Genomic DNA, 16,030 nt, shown 5'->3' with positions numbered 1-16,030 from the left:
AATTGTCAGTCTGGCATTTTTTCATTCCTTTTTTTCGCCTTATCTTCTTTGTACATCAAACCCAAACACATTTTTGCAAACCCACTAACAACTTTCGGTAATCTAAATGTATAAACACGCATGTTTTTCACTCCTTCTTATTTATCTGAGCTACGTATTAATAAACATATGCCAGATGTAAAGAAGATAGACCCTTGTTCATCTAATACTTCGTTACTAGTAAAACGAGAATTTCCAATTTCTATCGTTTCCTTCATAACATTATATTTCATACCAGTTAAAGTGATTTGTTTAACCATCCCTTGAAAAGCAAAGAAAGATACAAATGGAAAGTGATTATCTTTCAGTATTGGAGTGGTACCTGGTACTAGAAACCTTATTTCATTCCATTTGTTTCGTATAATAAATTTAATTTTAGGGTTGTCCAATTGAATTCTATAGACACTGTGGAGAACAGCAGTAAAATGATCCAAACGACCTCCTGTAACACCCGTTACCACAACTTGTTGAGGATTAAAATCAAGTGATTGAACGAGTGCCAAATCAGTATCTGTTTCATCCTTCTCAGCAGATGTTACTTTTACTACAGGGACTGATTTTTCTAGATCAGAAAATTCTTTTTGAGTTATTGAATCAAAATCGCCAACAGCTACATCTGGATTAATACCTTCATTGATTAAATAAATTGCACCTTTATCCGCTCCAATAAAAACAACTTCATCAGATGATTTAAATGGCTCCAGGTAGGCTAATTCATCCTCAGGACCTCCTGCACAAATTACAACAGTTGTCATGTTAGAATTGCTCTCTCCCCAGCTTCTTTTATATCTTGTAGAGCTTTAGCACGATCTTTTTGATTATAAATGGCTGATCCAGCAACGAATATTGTAGCACCTGCTTGTGCACAAGGAACGATAGTATCAGCATTAATGCCCCCATCAATTTCAATCTCAATGTTTAACCCTTTTTCTTTTATAATTGTAGAAAGTTGCTTCACTTTCGGTACAACAGATTGAATAAACTTTTGACCGCCAAATCCTGGATTAACCGTCATGAATAGAACCATATCGATGTCTTCTAATACATGTTGAATTGTTTCAATAGGTGTGTGCGGGTTTAATACAACGCCAGGCTTAACTCCAAATGAACGAATTAGTTGAATGGTTCTGTGTAGGTGGGGACATGTTTCTACATGGACAGAAATATAATCAGCTCCTGCTTTTGCAAATGACTCTATAAACAAATCAGGATTTTCAACCATTAGATGTACATCTAATGGAAGTCGTGTCAAAGGTCTTAAAGCCTCGACAACAATTGGTCCCATTGTAATATTAGGAACGAAATGTCCATCCATTACATCAATATGAATTAATTCTGCACCCGCTAGTTCTACTTCTCGTACTTCTTCAGCTAATTTCGAAAAATTAGCAGCTAAAATTGATGGAGCTATTCTAATCACATTAATACCTCGGCTTTCTATCGTTTATTTCTTCTAAAAATTTTACATAATGTTTATATCTGTATTCTTTAATCTTACCTGATTTAACCAAAGCAAGTACTGCACATTTTGGTTCACTGATGTGTAAACATTCTCTAAACTTACAGTCTTCAGATGTTTTTTGAAACTCTGGAAAACATTCAGATAACTGCTCTTTACTAATATCATCAAAATCAAACGAACTGAAACCTGGTGTGTCGGCTAACAGTCCTTCACAAACTTCAAGCAGCTCGACATGGCGTGTTGTATGCTTCCCTCTACCAAGTGCTTGGGATATAATTCCTGTCTTTAGTTTTAACGAAGGCAACAGAGTATTCAATAACGTAGACTTACCCACGCCCGACTGCCCAGCTAAAACACTTATTTTCCCTTCAAGAATTGGTGCTATTTTGCCAAATAAAGCTTCATCATCTTTGAAAGTTTCAATCATTTGATAACCAATTGCACGATAATCATCTAAAAAAGGTTGTATTTTAGACAACTCTTTTTCAGATAATAAATCGGTTTTAGTGAAACAAATAATCGGGGTCACATTGAATGACTCTACGACAACTAGAAAACGATCCAACAATAAAGGGTTAAAATCGGGTTCGGTTAACGAGAACACGAGCAAAGCTTGATCAATATTGGCGATTGGTGGACGGACAAGTGCATTCTTTCGTTCGTGTACGACAGTGATTGTACCATCAGAGCCACTCTCCACCTCATAGTCGACAAAGTCACCTACAAGGGGATTCACTCCGCGGTTCCTAAAGACACCACGCCCACGACATTGTATAAATTGGTCTCCATCTTGAACATAATAAAACCCGCTAAGCGCTTTACGTATTTGCCCTTTTGGCATCGTATGCCTCCCTATTCGAAACTGCTATACTCAATAACTTCATCTACGATGACCTTTGAGTCAACCATTATTCGATATGCTCCTTTTTGACCTTCTTCAATTTCTAGTTTAATTTGATGTATTGTAGATTCCGTAATGACAAATTCTTCAACCGGCTCAGCCAGTGAATGCGTCTGATCTTGAAGATAAATACGAACAATTTGTCCAATGCCCGGTGTTTCGGGATTATATGGTATTTCTATCAACTTTACAAAGGTTTTCATTTTAGCTGCTGCTTGGCCTTTTGACAAAACAATCTCTATCAAACTTCCCGGCTCGAGTTTTGTACCTTCTACTGGGTTTTGAGAAATAACAAATCCATCAGGCACATCTGGAGAGAATTCTTCATCTACAATTCGAATGTTAAACCCAGATGACCTAGCATAATCATTCAATGTTCTCTCGTTATATTCTTTTGTTAAATCAATGACAGTAAGTAAGTTTGGTCCTTTACTTACTTCGAAAATAAGCTCGGTTTCATCTAGAATAAACTCCGAATTTCCAGTTGGTCTTTGCAAAAGTATCCTACCTTCAGGATCATTTGAAAATTTTTCATTTATCTCGATGGACTTAAATTTTTGAGTAGCTAAGAGCTCCTTAACTTCATCTATATCACGTCCAACATAATTAGCTAGGTAGTCCGCTTTCTTCCCGCTCGATACAAAAAATTCAATTTCAGTTCCTATATCTCTTATTTTACCATCTTGAGGATTTGTACGAATAACATGACCTACTTCAACTTCTTCAGACGATTCTTCAGTTTCATTTCCAGCAACAAATCCTGTTTCTTCAACCATTTCAATTGCCTCATCTAATGGCATGTTTACTACGTCTGGTACTTCTTTCTTTTCTGTTCCAAAAAGTTGTGGGAATGCAAATATACCTACTAAACTAATAAATAAAAGCAATGCAAGTATTCCTACAATCCAAGGCCATTTTTTCTTCTTCTTTTCATCATTGACTTGGGATGATGTGAAATTTTCTCTTGTGAGAGGTTTCGTTTCAGCTAGTTGATCGTAATTGCCACCACCTTGAATGATAGGCATTGCTTTGGTTGCACCATCGTCACCAGGTACTACAAATGCTGTTTCATTTGCGCGTTCTGCAGATAAAACATTATTCAAATCATATTCCATTTCTTCAACGGTTTGATAACGATTTCTCGGATCTTTTGCAGTCGCTTTCATCACCACATTTTCTAAGCTTTGTGGAATGCTTGGCACAACAGCTCGTACTGAAGGAGTCTCTGTTTGTAAATGTTTTAATGCAATGGATACAGCCGTTTCTCCTAAAAAAGGTAGTTTCCCTGTAAGTAATTCATAAAGAACGATACCGAGAGCATAAATATCAGATCTTTTCGTGGCAGTTCCTCCACGTGCTTGTTCGGGAGATAAATAATGTACAGTTCCTAAGACTGAATTGGTTTGAGTAAATGAAGTCGCACTTAAAGCCATTGCAATCCCAAAGTCCGTAATTTTTAGGTGGTGATTGTCATCCATTAAAATATTTTGTGGTTTAATATCTCTGTGAACAATTTGATTTTGGTGAGCGTAAGCAATTGCTGACGTTAATTGTTTCATGATGTCCACTGTCTCAACAGGTGACAATGGAGCTGCATCAACAATATAGTGTTTTAAAGTTTTACCTTCTACGTATTCCATAACCAAATACTGTAAGTCCAGATCTTCACCAACATCAAATATATTGACAATATTCGGATGGGTTAGACTAGTAGCAGAAAGAGCTTCACGTTGAAACCTTCGATGTAAATCGTCCTCACTTGAAAAATCATAGCGCAAAACTTTTATAGCTACATCTCGATCGAGAATCATGTCATGAGCGAGGTAAACATTTGACATGCCCCCCCCACCAATTACTTCGAGAATTTTATATCTTCCACTTATTCTTTTACCTAGGAGCATGTCTACACCTCCTCTTGTGTGTTTGTAATTAAAACGAGAGAGATGTTATCTTCTCCACCTTTTGTATTCGCCAGTTGTACTAACTGGCTAGCTTTTTCACTAACAGGAATGGATGTTAACAGAATATTGGCCATGTCATCAACAGTTAACTTATTACTTAATCCATCAGAGCATAATAGTAAGTATGAATTTAAAGGTAACATGATTGATATAAAGTCAGGTTCAATTGTTTTCTCAGTTCCTAGTGATTTTGTAATTAAATTTTTCCTAGGATGTCTTTCTGCTTCTTCAGGGCTGATTTCGCCGTTTTCAACTAACACGTTAACATATGAATGGTCTTTCGTAATTTGTTTCATATCACCTAAATCCCATTCATAGGCACGACTATCGCCTATGTGGCAAAGCACTTTTTGGTCTTCTGTTAATACTACTGCCAAAAATGTGGTACCCATCCCTTGGCAGTCTTCATGAGTTAATGAATAATCAAAGATTAAGCTATTAATGTTTTTTACTGCTTCTATAAACCAATGTTTAATAGCTTCTTCGGAAGAAAACTGTTGCGAGCTAGCGTTTTCAAAGTATTCACCAATCTTTGTAACTGCCATATTACTTGCAACATCACCTGCATTGTGTCCACCCATCCCATCAGCAATAACGCCTAAACGGACAAAATCCGGCCGCACGAACATCGCAGCACAATCTTCATTTACCGATCGTTTCTGCCCAATATCACTTAATACAGTGTATTTCATCAACTAATCACTCCGTTTCTTGTTGACGCTTCTTCACACGAAGTTGTCTGCAAGGCACATCAATATAAGAGCCTAGTTTTACTTTTTTGCAAAGTACTTAGTTTGATATGTGGTCAGCTTTCTTCCTGAACGCTGCAACAAAAAAACCATCGCTGTTAAAGTCTTGTGGAAAAACATGTACCATGCCATTTTTCGTTAAATGTTGGTAGGCTTCAGGAAGGACATTTATATCATCTAACATCATGTCCGAATGGTTAGCAAGAAATGCTTGTACTGTCCCGTTATTTTCAACATCGTCTATTGTACAAGTACTATATACAATCAATCCATCTGGCTTCATTAACTTGTAGGCTTCAGCTAATAAGTCAATTTGGATTTTATGCAGCGAGTCAAAATCTTCCTGTTTTTTTGTATACTTTATGTCCGGTTTTCTACGAATAACACCTAAACCACTACAAGGCGCATCTACAAGAATGCGATCAAACGAATGTTCCTCATATTCATTGGTTAATTCTCTGCTGTCCCATGTACGTGTTTCAATATTTTCAAAACCTAGTCGAATAGCTTGATCCGAAATAAGCTTCACTTTATGAGGATGTAAGTCTATGGAAACAAGCGATCCCTCATTATTTAATTTCTCTGCAATATGCATTGATTTTCCGCCTGGTGCTGCACACATATCCAACACCCGTTGACCTGGTTCAACTCGGAGGGCATACGTTGGAATCATAGAACTTTCATCTTGAATTGAAATAATTCCATATTGATAAGCCTTCGTTTTCGCAACTTGTCCCTTTTCAATATGTAAACATTCAGCAATTACATCACTTTGATAAGCAATGATTCCTTCATCTAACAGCATATCAATTGCCTCTTGTATTGTACTACGTGTCGTGTTTACTCGGACAGTATGTGCAGGAGGAATATTATTTTCAAAAGCCATGGTTTCAGCTTTTTCAAAACCAAATTGTTTCACCCAGCGTTCGATTAGCCATAGTGGGTGGCTTGCTTCTATTGATAATCGTTCAATCGGGTCAACGATCGCTTCAGTTGAACGAACTCCTTGTCGCAAAATAGCTCTTAAAATTCCGTTCACTAAGCCAGCTGTTCCTTTATGGCTTCGCTTCTTGGCAATCTCAACTGCTTCATTAACAGCTGCATGATTAGGTATTCGATCTAAGTAATGAATTTGGTACAGTGATAGACGTAATAATTGACGAACCCAATCATCTAGTTTCCCTTTAATAAAAGGTTGTAAATAATAATCAAGTGTCATCTTATGTTGAAGTGTCCCATAGGTTATTTCAGTTAAAAGTGCACGATCTTTTAATTCTATATCATATTTTTCAATAGTTTGGTGAAGTAATAAATTACTATACGCTTGATTTTTTTCTATCGCCATTAATATTGATAATGCGGCATCGCGTACATTTCCATTCCACATTCTATATGATTTACTGTTCATTGAAACTGATCCCCAATCTGTAATTTAGAACCAGTGCCTCGCAGGAATTCTTCAGCAGACATTTTTTTCTTCCCAGCTGGCTGTAATTCTAGTATTTCAAAGGCTTGTTCGTTTCCTGTTTGTACAAGAAGTCGATCCACCTTGATTCCAACCACCGTCCCAACTGGTTGGGTATAGCTTCGTTGACTCGGTTGTCCCCACCAGACTTTTACAGCTTCTAGATTTAGAGTTGTATAAGCCACTGGCCATGGATTTAAACCTCGCACTTGGTTAAAAATGTCCTGTGCTGACTGATTCCAATCAATTCGCTCTTGTTCTCTAGAGATGTTGCGAGCAAATGTTACAAGTTCTTCATTTTGTACAGACCTTGCATTTGATTTGTTAAAAATTGTAGGTAACGTTTCCCTTAGTAAGTCTCTACCTACAATACTTAATTTCTCAAAAAGAATTCCTGTTGTGTCATTTTGTTCAATTGGTATTGATTTTTGTGAAATTATATCTCCAGCATCTAATTTTTGAGCCATATACATAATGGTTACACCCGTTTCTTGTTGCCCATCAATAATGGCTTGGTGAATAGGCGCCCCTCCGCGATATGCTGGAAGTAAAGAGGCATGTACATTTATACAGCCAAACTCCGGTGATTCTAATAACTCGTTTGGAAGTATTTGCCCAAATGCAGCTGTTACAATAAGATCTGGTTTTAAAGACAAAATTTCATCTAATTGCTTCGAGCCTTTTAACTTTTCAGGTTGCAAAACAGGTAATCCAAGTCGTAATGCCTCTTTTTTTACAGGGGTATGCATTAACACTTTCTTGCGTCCTACAGGCCGATCTGGCTGTGTCACTACTGCTAAGATTGAATAACCTTCTTCTTTTAGCATGGTCAAAATAGGTACAGAAAAATCAGGAGTCCCCATAAACACTAGTGAGGTCATATCTTGTCCTCCTCATCCGCTTCAAGCTCAGAAGGATCTACTACACGTAAGATTTTTGAATCAAATAAAATACCATCTAGATGATCTATTTCGTGTAGGATTGCTCTTGCCTCATAATCTTCTGCCTCAAGTTCATACCAACTGCCGTCTCTTTCCTGTGCTTTAATACGCACGAAAAATGGACGTTCAACTTCCCCGTACAATTCTGGAAAGCTCAAACAGCCTTCTACTTCAACTACAGCACCTTCTACTTGTAGCACTTCGGGATTAATCATTTCGATTATGTCATCACCTTCGCCAAGATCGACAATAGCAACACTAATCGACTCGCCGACTTGCGGCGCTGCAATTCCGATGCCATCTGCATCAAGCATAGTGTCGTACATATCTTTTAATAATGAAGAGAGATTACGATCAAACTTAGTTACTTTTTTTGTCGGAGTTGTTAATATTTCACTTGGATGTTTCACTATAGTTCTAACGGTCAACGGTCATTCCTCATTTCGTTTCTGCTCACATGATAGAAGAAGGATTCAAGTCAATTGACATCAAAATTCCTTTTTTCATCCAATCTGTACGGTAAATACGAATTAATTGTTGTAATATATCCGGGAGCATAGGTTCTTTTTTGTATTTTATCAAACATTGATAGCGATATCTATTTTGTACTCGACTTATTGATGAAGCTGTAGGTCCAATAATTTCTACTGTATCGGATAGATTTTCGTTGAGCCACTTAGCTGCTTTATGAGAATATTCAGCTGTCATTAAAACGTCTTCATGCGTGAATTGAATAAGTACTACATAGCTAAAAGGTGGATAAGTAAATTGTTTGCGATTAATCATTTCTTGGTGGTAAAAAGCGATAAAATCGTGGTGTTGTGCAAATTGAATTGCATAGTGTTCAGGACTATATGTCTGAACAATTACTTCACCTTTTTTATCATGTCTTCCAGCTCGTCCACTTACCTGTGTTAACAACTGGAATGTCTTTTCTGCAGCTCGAAAATCTGCTAGGTGAAGAGTTGTATCTGCAGATAATACTCCTACTAACGTGATATTTGGAAAATCAAGCCCTTTCGCTATCATTTGAGTACCAAGCAAAATATCCGCTTTCATTTCTCCAAACGAGTTTAATATATGCTCATGGGAACCTTTTTTACGCGTTGTATCTACATCCATACGTAGTACTCGAGCGGTTGGAAACAAACGAGCAATTTCCTCTTCAACTTTTTGGGTCCCCGTTCCAAAAAATCGGATATGTTCACTATTACACTCTGGACATATATTCGGTACTCGGGATTCTTCTCCACAATAATGACATTTTAACCGTTCTTGATGCCTATGATACGTCAGAGAAATATCACAATTTGGACACTCTACCACGGTACCGCAATCTCTACACAAGACAAATGATGAGTGGCCCCGTCTGTTTAAGAACAATACCATTTGCTCTTCTTTTTCAAGGCGACTGTGAATAGCTTCAGCTAATTCTAATGAAAACATAGATCTATTCCCATTTTTTAGTTGTTCGCGCATATCAATAACTGATACTTGTGGTAGTTCTTGACCTCTTGCCCTATTTTCCAAGGTTAACAAAGTGTAATTACCTTTCTTGGCTCGTGCGTAGGATTCAAGGGAAGGAGTTGCACTTCCTAAAATGACAGGACAGTTATGAAATTCACTTCTCCATATAGCAACATCTCTTGCATGGTAGCGAGGGGAATCATCCTGTTTGTAGGTACCTTCATGTTCCTCATCTAAAATGATCAAACCAATATTTTGAAAAGGAGCAAAGATTGCTGAACGAGCACCAACTACTACTTTTACTTCACCACGTTTAATTTTACGCCACTCATCATACTTTTCTCCCACAGATAAACCACTATGTAATACAGCAACAAGAGAACCAAAACGTTCTTTAAATCGATTGGTCATTTGAGGAGTAAGTGAAATTTCGGGAACAAGGACAATGGCTTCTTTGTCATCACTTAATGAACGCTCAATTGCTTGTAAATAAACTTCGGTTTTACCACTGCCAGTGATTCCGTGCAAAAGAAATGTCCTGGCCTCATGTTTATTATATGAATGAATAATTTCATTCAATGCGAGCTGTTGTTCATCCGTTAATGAGTGCTTTGTAGAAACGTCAATTGTTCTTTCTGCATACGGATCTCGGTACACTTCTTCCATTTCAAAAGTGGCTGCACCTTTCTCAATAACCGCGTTTAAGACAACATTTGAAGTATTAAGTAGCTTTAACAGGTCCGTTGAAGCAATACATGTACCTACATTATCCATCATCCATTTGACTACATCTTTTTGCTTTTTGGCTTGATTAGAAATACTTTCATAAATCATTTGTAAGCGATCTACATCCGGTTCAATATTGACCATTCTCACTTTTTTCACAGCAGTCTTTTGTTTAACAGATGTTTCTAAAACGAGAATCTTTGCTTTCACTAATTTCTTAATAATAGATAGTAGCTCTTTTGATTCATCTGCTTTTAGTTCGACACTGTCTTTATGTTGAAACAGCGCTTGAACACTTTCAGGCAACTCTGCATTAACGTCTACAATTCGTAGCATTTTTTCGTATTTTGCACGCATCGCAGATGGAAGCATTACTTGAAGCGCATCAATCTCATAACATAATGTTTGTCGTTTTAACCACTTGGTCATTGCAAGCATCTCCTGCGTTAAAACAGGTTCAATATCTAATAATTCACCAATTGGTTTTTGTTTATCTGTTGGAACATCTGTCTCGTTTTTTAGGGCTGTAATGTACCCAAGAACTTGGCGATTACCAAAAGGGACTTTTACGCGACTTCCACTTTCAATTATTGCTTGATACACCTCTGGAACCAAGTAATCAAACGGCCTGTCAATAGGGTAAGCTGATACGTCAACAATTACCTCAGCGTACATGTTGCAATTCCTGTTGGTGTGCCAATATTGTTTCAAATAGTTTTAAGGCTAATTCTTTTTTAGTCATGTTATCAAAATGTTGAACATAATTTTCTTTGCCGATAACGGTAACTGTATTTTTATCTGTACCAAAACCACTATCTGCTTGTGTAACATCATTCGCAATAATATAGTCAGCATTTTTCTTATATAGCTTTTCTTTAGCATACGTTTCGACGTTGTTTGTTTCAGCAGCAAAACCTACTAAAAGTTGAGTCGTTTTCTTTTGACCAAGTGTCATTAAAATATCGCTTGTCCGTTCTAGTTCTAAAGTTGAGTCGCCAACCTTTTTTTTCATTTTCTTGTCATAAATAACTTTAGGTCGATAATCAGCTACTGCTGCTGTCTTGACTACAATGTCAGCACCAACATAATGATTTAAAACGGCTTGCAACATTTGTTCTGCACTTTCCACATGCTCAACTTTCACCCCATAAGGGATTGGTAGAGAAACTGGACCTGATATAAGGATGGTTTCAGCACCCATTTTGACGGCCGCTTCGGCAAGGGCATATCCCATTTTTCCAGAAGAAAAATTAGTTAAATATCTTACAGGATCTATTAGCTCACGAGTTGGACCTGCTGTAATGATTACTTTCTTCCCTTTTAAAAGAAAATTGCTATGTTGAAAAAATGATCCCACTAACGACACAATTTTTTCTGGTTCTTCTAGTCTTCCTTTACCCACATAGCCACATGCTAAAAACCCTTCTGATGGCTCAATAAATTGATAACCATCCTGGGCAAGTGTCTCTATGTTGCGTTTTACTGCTGGGTGATCATACATATGTACATTCATTGCTGGGGCAATCCATACCTTCGCAGTTGTTGCTAAAAGTGTTGTAGTCATCATATCGTCGCCAAATCCATTTGCTAGTTTGCCGATAACATTCGCGGTCGCGGGAGCAACAATAACTAACTCTGCCCAATCAGCTAAGTCGATATGAGCAATGACTTTTGAATTTTGTTCATCAAACGTATCCGTATACACATCATTTCGAGACATAACTTGAAAGCTCAGGGGCTGTACAAACTTTGTAGCTGATTCCGTCATAATAACTTTAACATCTGCTCCAGCTTGTGATAATTTACTAGCGAGCGCAACAGCTTTATAAACTGCAATACCACCAGATACGCACAATAAGATTTTTTTGTTTGCTAGCATGACCATTCTTCCTTTCTCAAACAACAAACTCCCAAAGCATCTATCTGTCTTAGGGAGTTTTCGTTACTAATAGGGTTTATATTTCGTCTTCGTAAATAGCTGATTCATCTTGGTCTTCTTTGGTTAGAGCACCACAAGCTACCTCTTCTAATGCTTTTCCAACATATTTTACGGATTTATAAGAAGATAATCGTTCTCCGCCTTCTTCTTGTAATTGGCGTGCACGTTTTGATGCCAAACTCACTAGTGAGTATTTTGAATCGATTTTGCTTTTTAGTTCATCAACTGATGGATATAACATTAACATTCCCCTTCCAACATAGACAGATATCTTCTTTCAACACGTTCTCTACGGCAATGTTCAGCAGTGACAATCGCATTAATGCGATCGCATGCTAATTGCACCTCGTCATTTTCGACGACAAAATCATACAAGTTCATCATTTCAAGTTCTTGTCTTGCAGCAAAAATACGCGAAGCAATTACTTCATTTGTTTCTGTACCGCGACCTATTAAACGCTGCTCTAATTCAGAAAGACTTGGTGGTGCTAAAAAAATAAATAATCCGTCAGGTACTTTATCCCGAACTTGCGATGCACCTTGTACTTCAATTTCTAAAAATACATCTCTACCTGCGTCTAGCGTCTCATTTACGTAATCCAATGGTGTGCCATAATAATTACCTACATAAGAAGCGTATTCCAATAAACGACCTTCCCCAATTAGTTCTTCAAAATCCTCATGGGATTTAAAAAAATAATCAACACCATCGACTTCGCCTATACGAGGCTTTCTTGTCGTCATAGAAATCGAATATTCATAATTTGTGTCGGGTTGAGAAAACAGTTCTTTTCGCACAGTGCCTTTCCCAACGCCAGATGGTCCTGAAAGGACGATTAACAATCCACGCTCTTTTAGCATTCAATCCCTCTTTTTATCTATTCTGCCTTATCATAACCTACACTGTACTTTAATTCACCATAAAAGGGTCATCAAAGCATTGTTCACTATACATATAAGCATAGCTCGGGTTTATACCATAGGTTGTGTCAATTGGAAATCTTTTTCGTTATATCTTGAACTAGACGCTTAGAAAGCGCTAACTCTGATGAAAAATAGAGATGATTAGTTCGGCTACTATAACTTTACCAAACCTATTTTATTAAATCTCTAATTCTTTACGGCCATTTCTCCTATCAGAACTCCAACTATCTTTGTTACAAACTAAGATAATTATATCACATTCCCCTTATAAAATGATAAGATAGAGCAAAACGTTTTGAAAGAGGAGTACTTATGGCATTTGATGGTTTATTTACAAAAGCAATGACACATGAACTTCAGCATCTTGTATCTGGAAGAATTTCTAAAATACATCAACCTAACTCACAAGAAATTATATTACAAATTCGTGCTGGTGGTAAGAATAGCCGGTTGCTTATATCGATTCACCCTTCATATTCAAGAATACATGTTACGAACGAAAGCATTGATAACCCTTCAGAACCACCTATGTTTTGTATGCTACTTAGAAAACATATAGAAGGTGGTTTTATTTCTTCAGTTTCTCAACTTGATATGGATCGAGTAATTATATTACGTGTTGAGAGTAAAAATGAAATCGGTGACGATATGGTAAGAGAATTACATATCGAAATAATGGGTAGACATAGTAATGTTATATTAGTAGACCCTTCTCGAAATCTTATTTTAGATAGTTTAAAACATTTATCACCATCTGTTAATAGCTATAGAACTATATTACCAGGTCAGCCTCATATTGCACCTCCAAAACAAGATAAGGTCAATCCATATACAGTGGATGAATCAACATTTCTATCTATTTTGGAATCTGAGGATTTACCTCATGAATTTCTTTCACAACTTGCAGGGTTTTCTCCTTTACATGCAAAAGAACTTGCTTATCGTCTTGGAAATGTTAAACAGGAAAGCTACAAAGTGTATACTAATTTCCTAGAAAGTTTTGATCAAAACACTCCATCTGGCATGTATATAGAAAGTGGAAACAAAGCAATTTTTTCAAGTATCGACTTGAAACATATTGATGGAAATAAAACACCTTATCAGTCTCTTGGAGGCCTACTTGATAAAGTATACTTTGCACGTGCTGAACGTGACCGAGTGAAACAACAGGCTGGTGACTTAGAACGCTGGTTACAAAATGAACTTGGCAAGTTGAAATTAAAAACGAAAAAACTTACAAAAGATAAAACGAACGCTGAAAAACTGGAAACATTCCAACTTCATGGTGAACTGTTAATGGCAAACTTATACACTCTTGAAAAAGGGATGGCAGAAGCTGAGGTCGTGAATTACTATGACGAGAATAATGCGGTAGTAAAAATTGCATTAAGTCCTAGAAAAACTCCTGTTGAGAATGCACAAGGTTTTTATACGAAATATAACAAAGCAAAAACTGCTTTATTAAAAACGCAACAACAACTTGATAAAACAAAAGATGATATTGATTATTTAGAAATGCTACAACAACAAGTGATGCAATCATCACCTCAAGACATTAACGAAATTCGTGAAGAATTAGCAGAACAAGGCTGGATGAAGGCAAAAATTTCTAAGAAGAAGAAAAAAATAGTTAAGCCAACACCAGAGTCTTTTGTGTCTTCTACAGGATTGCCAATTTCAGTTGGGAAAAACAACAAGCAAAATGATTATTTAACCTTTAAACTTGCAAGCAAATCTCAAACGTGGTTCCATACGAAAGATATTCCAGGGTCCCATGTTGTAATACATGATATTGAACCAGATGAAGAGTCAATTTTAGAAGCCGCTATGTTAGCTGCATACTTTAGCAAAGCGCGTGAATCTTCTTCAGTGCCTGTCGATTATACCCAAGTTCGTCATGTAAAAAAACCAAATGGGTCCAAACCAGGCTTCGTTATTTATTTTGAACAAAAGACAGTATTTGTGACACCTAGTGAGGATATTGTGAGGAAATTACGGAAGTAATGGTCCTTAGTTATTGCAAATACAATGTAAGAGAAATGGATAAATTTTTTCCGGTATTTGTAGGAAGTACAAATGATAATCAGTTGTAAAAGGATTTCTTATACTTCATCAGCTTTAGTTTCAGGATCGCTTTGGACGACAAATCCACTGCATCATAAACTATTGAATGAAAGCCGAGGAAAGTGACTTCGTCACTTCCTCGGCTTTTTTCTTCTTTTATATTGTATACAAGGACCATGACTCCATATAAAATTCCCTCTATATACAACAATCTATTCTTCTAGGTTTTCTAATCTCTATTAGGTAATCACAATTTTCCACTATTGAATTTTAAAAAGAGCCTGGAAATATATCTCCCATCTCATTTATTTTATTAGTACATTTCAATTGAATTACCAAACTCAGCAACTAAGTTAACTTTAAAAAACTCATCGGTTACACAAGTTTCTCCTAAAACGAAATAAATACTCATATGAAAGTAATTGTTTTTAAAACGTCACGATTTGGGATGATTTTAAGCATATAACTCATCCTATAAAAAAGGAGATGAAATCATATGCTTAAAATATTGATTGTACTTGGAACAGCACTCATTTTGATTACATTTAATCCAGCACCAACACATTTCTCAACTGTTGCTCATGTAATACAAAAAATCCCATCCTACGCTAAGTGGGGTCAGATTGCTATGAAAGAGACGCAATCAACATATCCCAATGCGAACATTATTGACTATAAGCATGTAGGAAGCGAGATTGTAGGCGAATCAACAATTGAAACATTTAAGCTATGGTTAAAAGAGGCTAACAAGGAATTTGGGGTTTTTGTAAGAATTGAATACATTACCAAAACCGAAAAAGTAGTTGATATCAAATATGAAGAAACTTCTAGATAAGATATACAACCGAAGTAAGTTCATACGCTCAAGTTGCTTTTTTCTCAATGATTATATGTTGATAAAGATTAAGCTTTAGATTCATTTTTAGAATATCTCCCATCCCATGATGGGCAATATTAATTGATGTAAGAAGGTTGCAATTTGCTAACGGAAGAGAATAAGTCCCTTAGAAAAAGCGGGCAAAGTACGCCAGGTCCTTTAAGAAATCACAAACCTACTGCACTATAACCTGTAGAATATGACAGCCTTCTATTGATATCTTGTAATTTCCGTTACAGGCGGACGCTTTCCGCGGGCGGTCCGTGAGCCTCCTCAGGCCAACAGGGTGTTGGTCACGAAGGCGTTGCCTCGCGTTGAGGCGTTCTTTCGCCTTTGTTCCATTGTGCGCTCCTGCGGGGTCTCACTGGACTCGCTTTTTCCGCTGGAGTCGCCACCTTGCACTACAATTATTCACCTGTTTAAAATAACCGTGATCAAATATAGATTTAAAAATATATATAAAAAATCGTCCGATCTGTTCTCATACCTAAATTAAATAGAATTTCTAAACAAGA

General features: G+C 36.8%; 15 protein-coding genes. 2 read left to right on the top strand and 13 right to left on the bottom strand.

Annotation, left to right across the window (positions count from 1 at the left end; genetic code table 11):
• Nucleotides 1-5: 5 nt before the first annotated feature.
• The 13 genes from spoVM to gmk all read right to left on the bottom strand — a co-directional run bounded on the left by spoVM (nucleotide 6) and on the right by gmk (nucleotide 12,511).
• Complete coding sequence (gene spoVM / locus B371_RS23145; protein WP_019416041.1) at nucleotides 6-122, bottom strand: stage V sporulation protein SpoVM; 117 nt, start codon at nucleotides 120-122, stop codon at nucleotides 6-8.
• Between the two features lie 15 nt (nucleotides 123-137).
• Nucleotides 138-794, bottom strand: coding sequence for a thiamine diphosphokinase (locus B371_RS0119655; RefSeq protein WP_019416040.1), 657 nt, complete (start codon nucleotides 792-794; stop codon nucleotides 138-140).
• Nucleotides 791-1,459 (bottom strand): ribulose-phosphate 3-epimerase, encoded by a 669-nt coding sequence (rpe, locus tag B371_RS0119650; protein WP_019416039.1) that lies wholly within the window; start codon nucleotides 1,457-1,459, stop codon nucleotides 791-793. Before rpe ends, B371_RS0119655 begins: the two co-directional genes overlap by 4 nt.
• Nucleotide 1,460: 1 nt before the next feature.
• Entirely contained in the window at nucleotides 1,461-2,342 is an 882-nt protein-coding gene (rsgA, locus tag B371_RS0119645) for a ribosome small subunit-dependent GTPase A (protein WP_019416038.1), read from the bottom strand.
• A gap of 11 nt (nucleotides 2,343-2,353) precedes the next feature.
• Nucleotides 2,354-4,303 carry a Stk1 family PASTA domain-containing Ser/Thr kinase gene (pknB, locus tag B371_RS0119640; protein ID WP_019416037.1) on the bottom strand — a complete coding sequence of 650 codons (1,950 nt, stop codon included), beginning with the start codon at nucleotides 4,301-4,303 and terminating at the stop codon, nucleotides 2,354-2,356.
• 2 nt (nucleotides 4,304-4,305) lie between these two features.
• Nucleotides 4,306-5,055 (bottom strand): Stp1/IreP family PP2C-type Ser/Thr phosphatase, encoded by a 750-nt coding sequence (locus B371_RS0119635; protein ID WP_019416036.1) that lies wholly within the window; start codon nucleotides 5,053-5,055, stop codon nucleotides 4,306-4,308.
• 97 nt (nucleotides 5,056-5,152) lie between these two features.
• Complete coding sequence (rsmB, locus tag B371_RS0119630) at nucleotides 5,153-6,520, bottom strand: 16S rRNA (cytosine(967)-C(5))-methyltransferase RsmB (RefSeq protein ID WP_019416035.1); 1,368 nt, start codon at nucleotides 6,518-6,520, stop codon at nucleotides 5,153-5,155.
• Entirely contained in the window at nucleotides 6,517-7,458 is a 942-nt protein-coding gene (gene fmt, locus B371_RS0119625; RefSeq protein WP_019416034.1) for a methionyl-tRNA formyltransferase, read from the bottom strand. The genes rsmB and fmt overlap by 4 nt, the downstream gene beginning before the upstream one ends.
• Complete coding sequence (gene def / locus B371_RS0119620) at nucleotides 7,455-7,946, bottom strand: peptide deformylase (RefSeq protein ID WP_019416033.1); 492 nt, start codon at nucleotides 7,944-7,946, stop codon at nucleotides 7,455-7,457. The genes fmt and def overlap by 4 nt, the downstream gene beginning before the upstream one ends.
• 25 nt (nucleotides 7,947-7,971) lie before the next feature.
• Entirely contained in the window at nucleotides 7,972-10,386 is a 2,415-nt protein-coding gene (gene priA / locus B371_RS0119615) for a primosomal protein N' (RefSeq protein ID WP_019416032.1), read from the bottom strand.
• Nucleotides 10,376-11,590: a bifunctional phosphopantothenoylcysteine decarboxylase/phosphopantothenate--cysteine ligase CoaBC gene (coaBC, locus tag B371_RS0119610; RefSeq protein WP_019416031.1), complete on the bottom strand. Its 1,215-nt coding sequence runs from the start codon at nucleotides 11,588-11,590 to the stop codon at nucleotides 10,376-10,378. The genes priA and coaBC overlap by 11 nt, the downstream gene beginning before the upstream one ends.
• Nucleotides 11,591-11,666: 76 nt before the next feature.
• Complete coding sequence (gene rpoZ, locus B371_RS0119605) at nucleotides 11,667-11,891, bottom strand: DNA-directed RNA polymerase subunit omega (protein WP_019416030.1); 225 nt, start codon at nucleotides 11,889-11,891, stop codon at nucleotides 11,667-11,669.
• Entirely contained in the window at nucleotides 11,891-12,511 is a 621-nt protein-coding gene (gene gmk / locus B371_RS0119600; protein ID WP_019416029.1) for a guanylate kinase, read from the bottom strand. The genes rpoZ and gmk overlap by 1 nt, the downstream gene beginning before the upstream one ends.
• A 375-nt stretch (nucleotides 12,512-12,886) precedes the next feature.
• Here gmk and B371_RS0119595 point away from each other — a divergent pair, with 375 nt between their 5' ends.
• Nucleotides 12,887-14,578, top strand: a complete 1,692-nt coding sequence (locus tag B371_RS0119595) for an NFACT family protein (protein ID WP_019416028.1) — start codon at nucleotides 12,887-12,889, stop codon at nucleotides 14,576-14,578.
• A 556-nt stretch (nucleotides 14,579-15,134) separates the two neighbouring features.
• Nucleotides 15,135-15,473, top strand: a complete 339-nt coding sequence (locus B371_RS0119585; RefSeq protein ID WP_019416026.1) for a DUF3889 domain-containing protein — start codon at nucleotides 15,135-15,137, stop codon at nucleotides 15,471-15,473.
• Nucleotides 15,474-16,030 lie beyond the last annotated feature (557 nt).

It is taken from the genome of Paenisporosarcina sp. TG20, assembly GCF_000286315.1.
Lineage (GTDB): Bacteria > Bacillota > Bacilli > Bacillales_A > Planococcaceae > Paenisporosarcina.
This window is presented reverse-complemented; position numbering and strand designations above follow the sequence as displayed.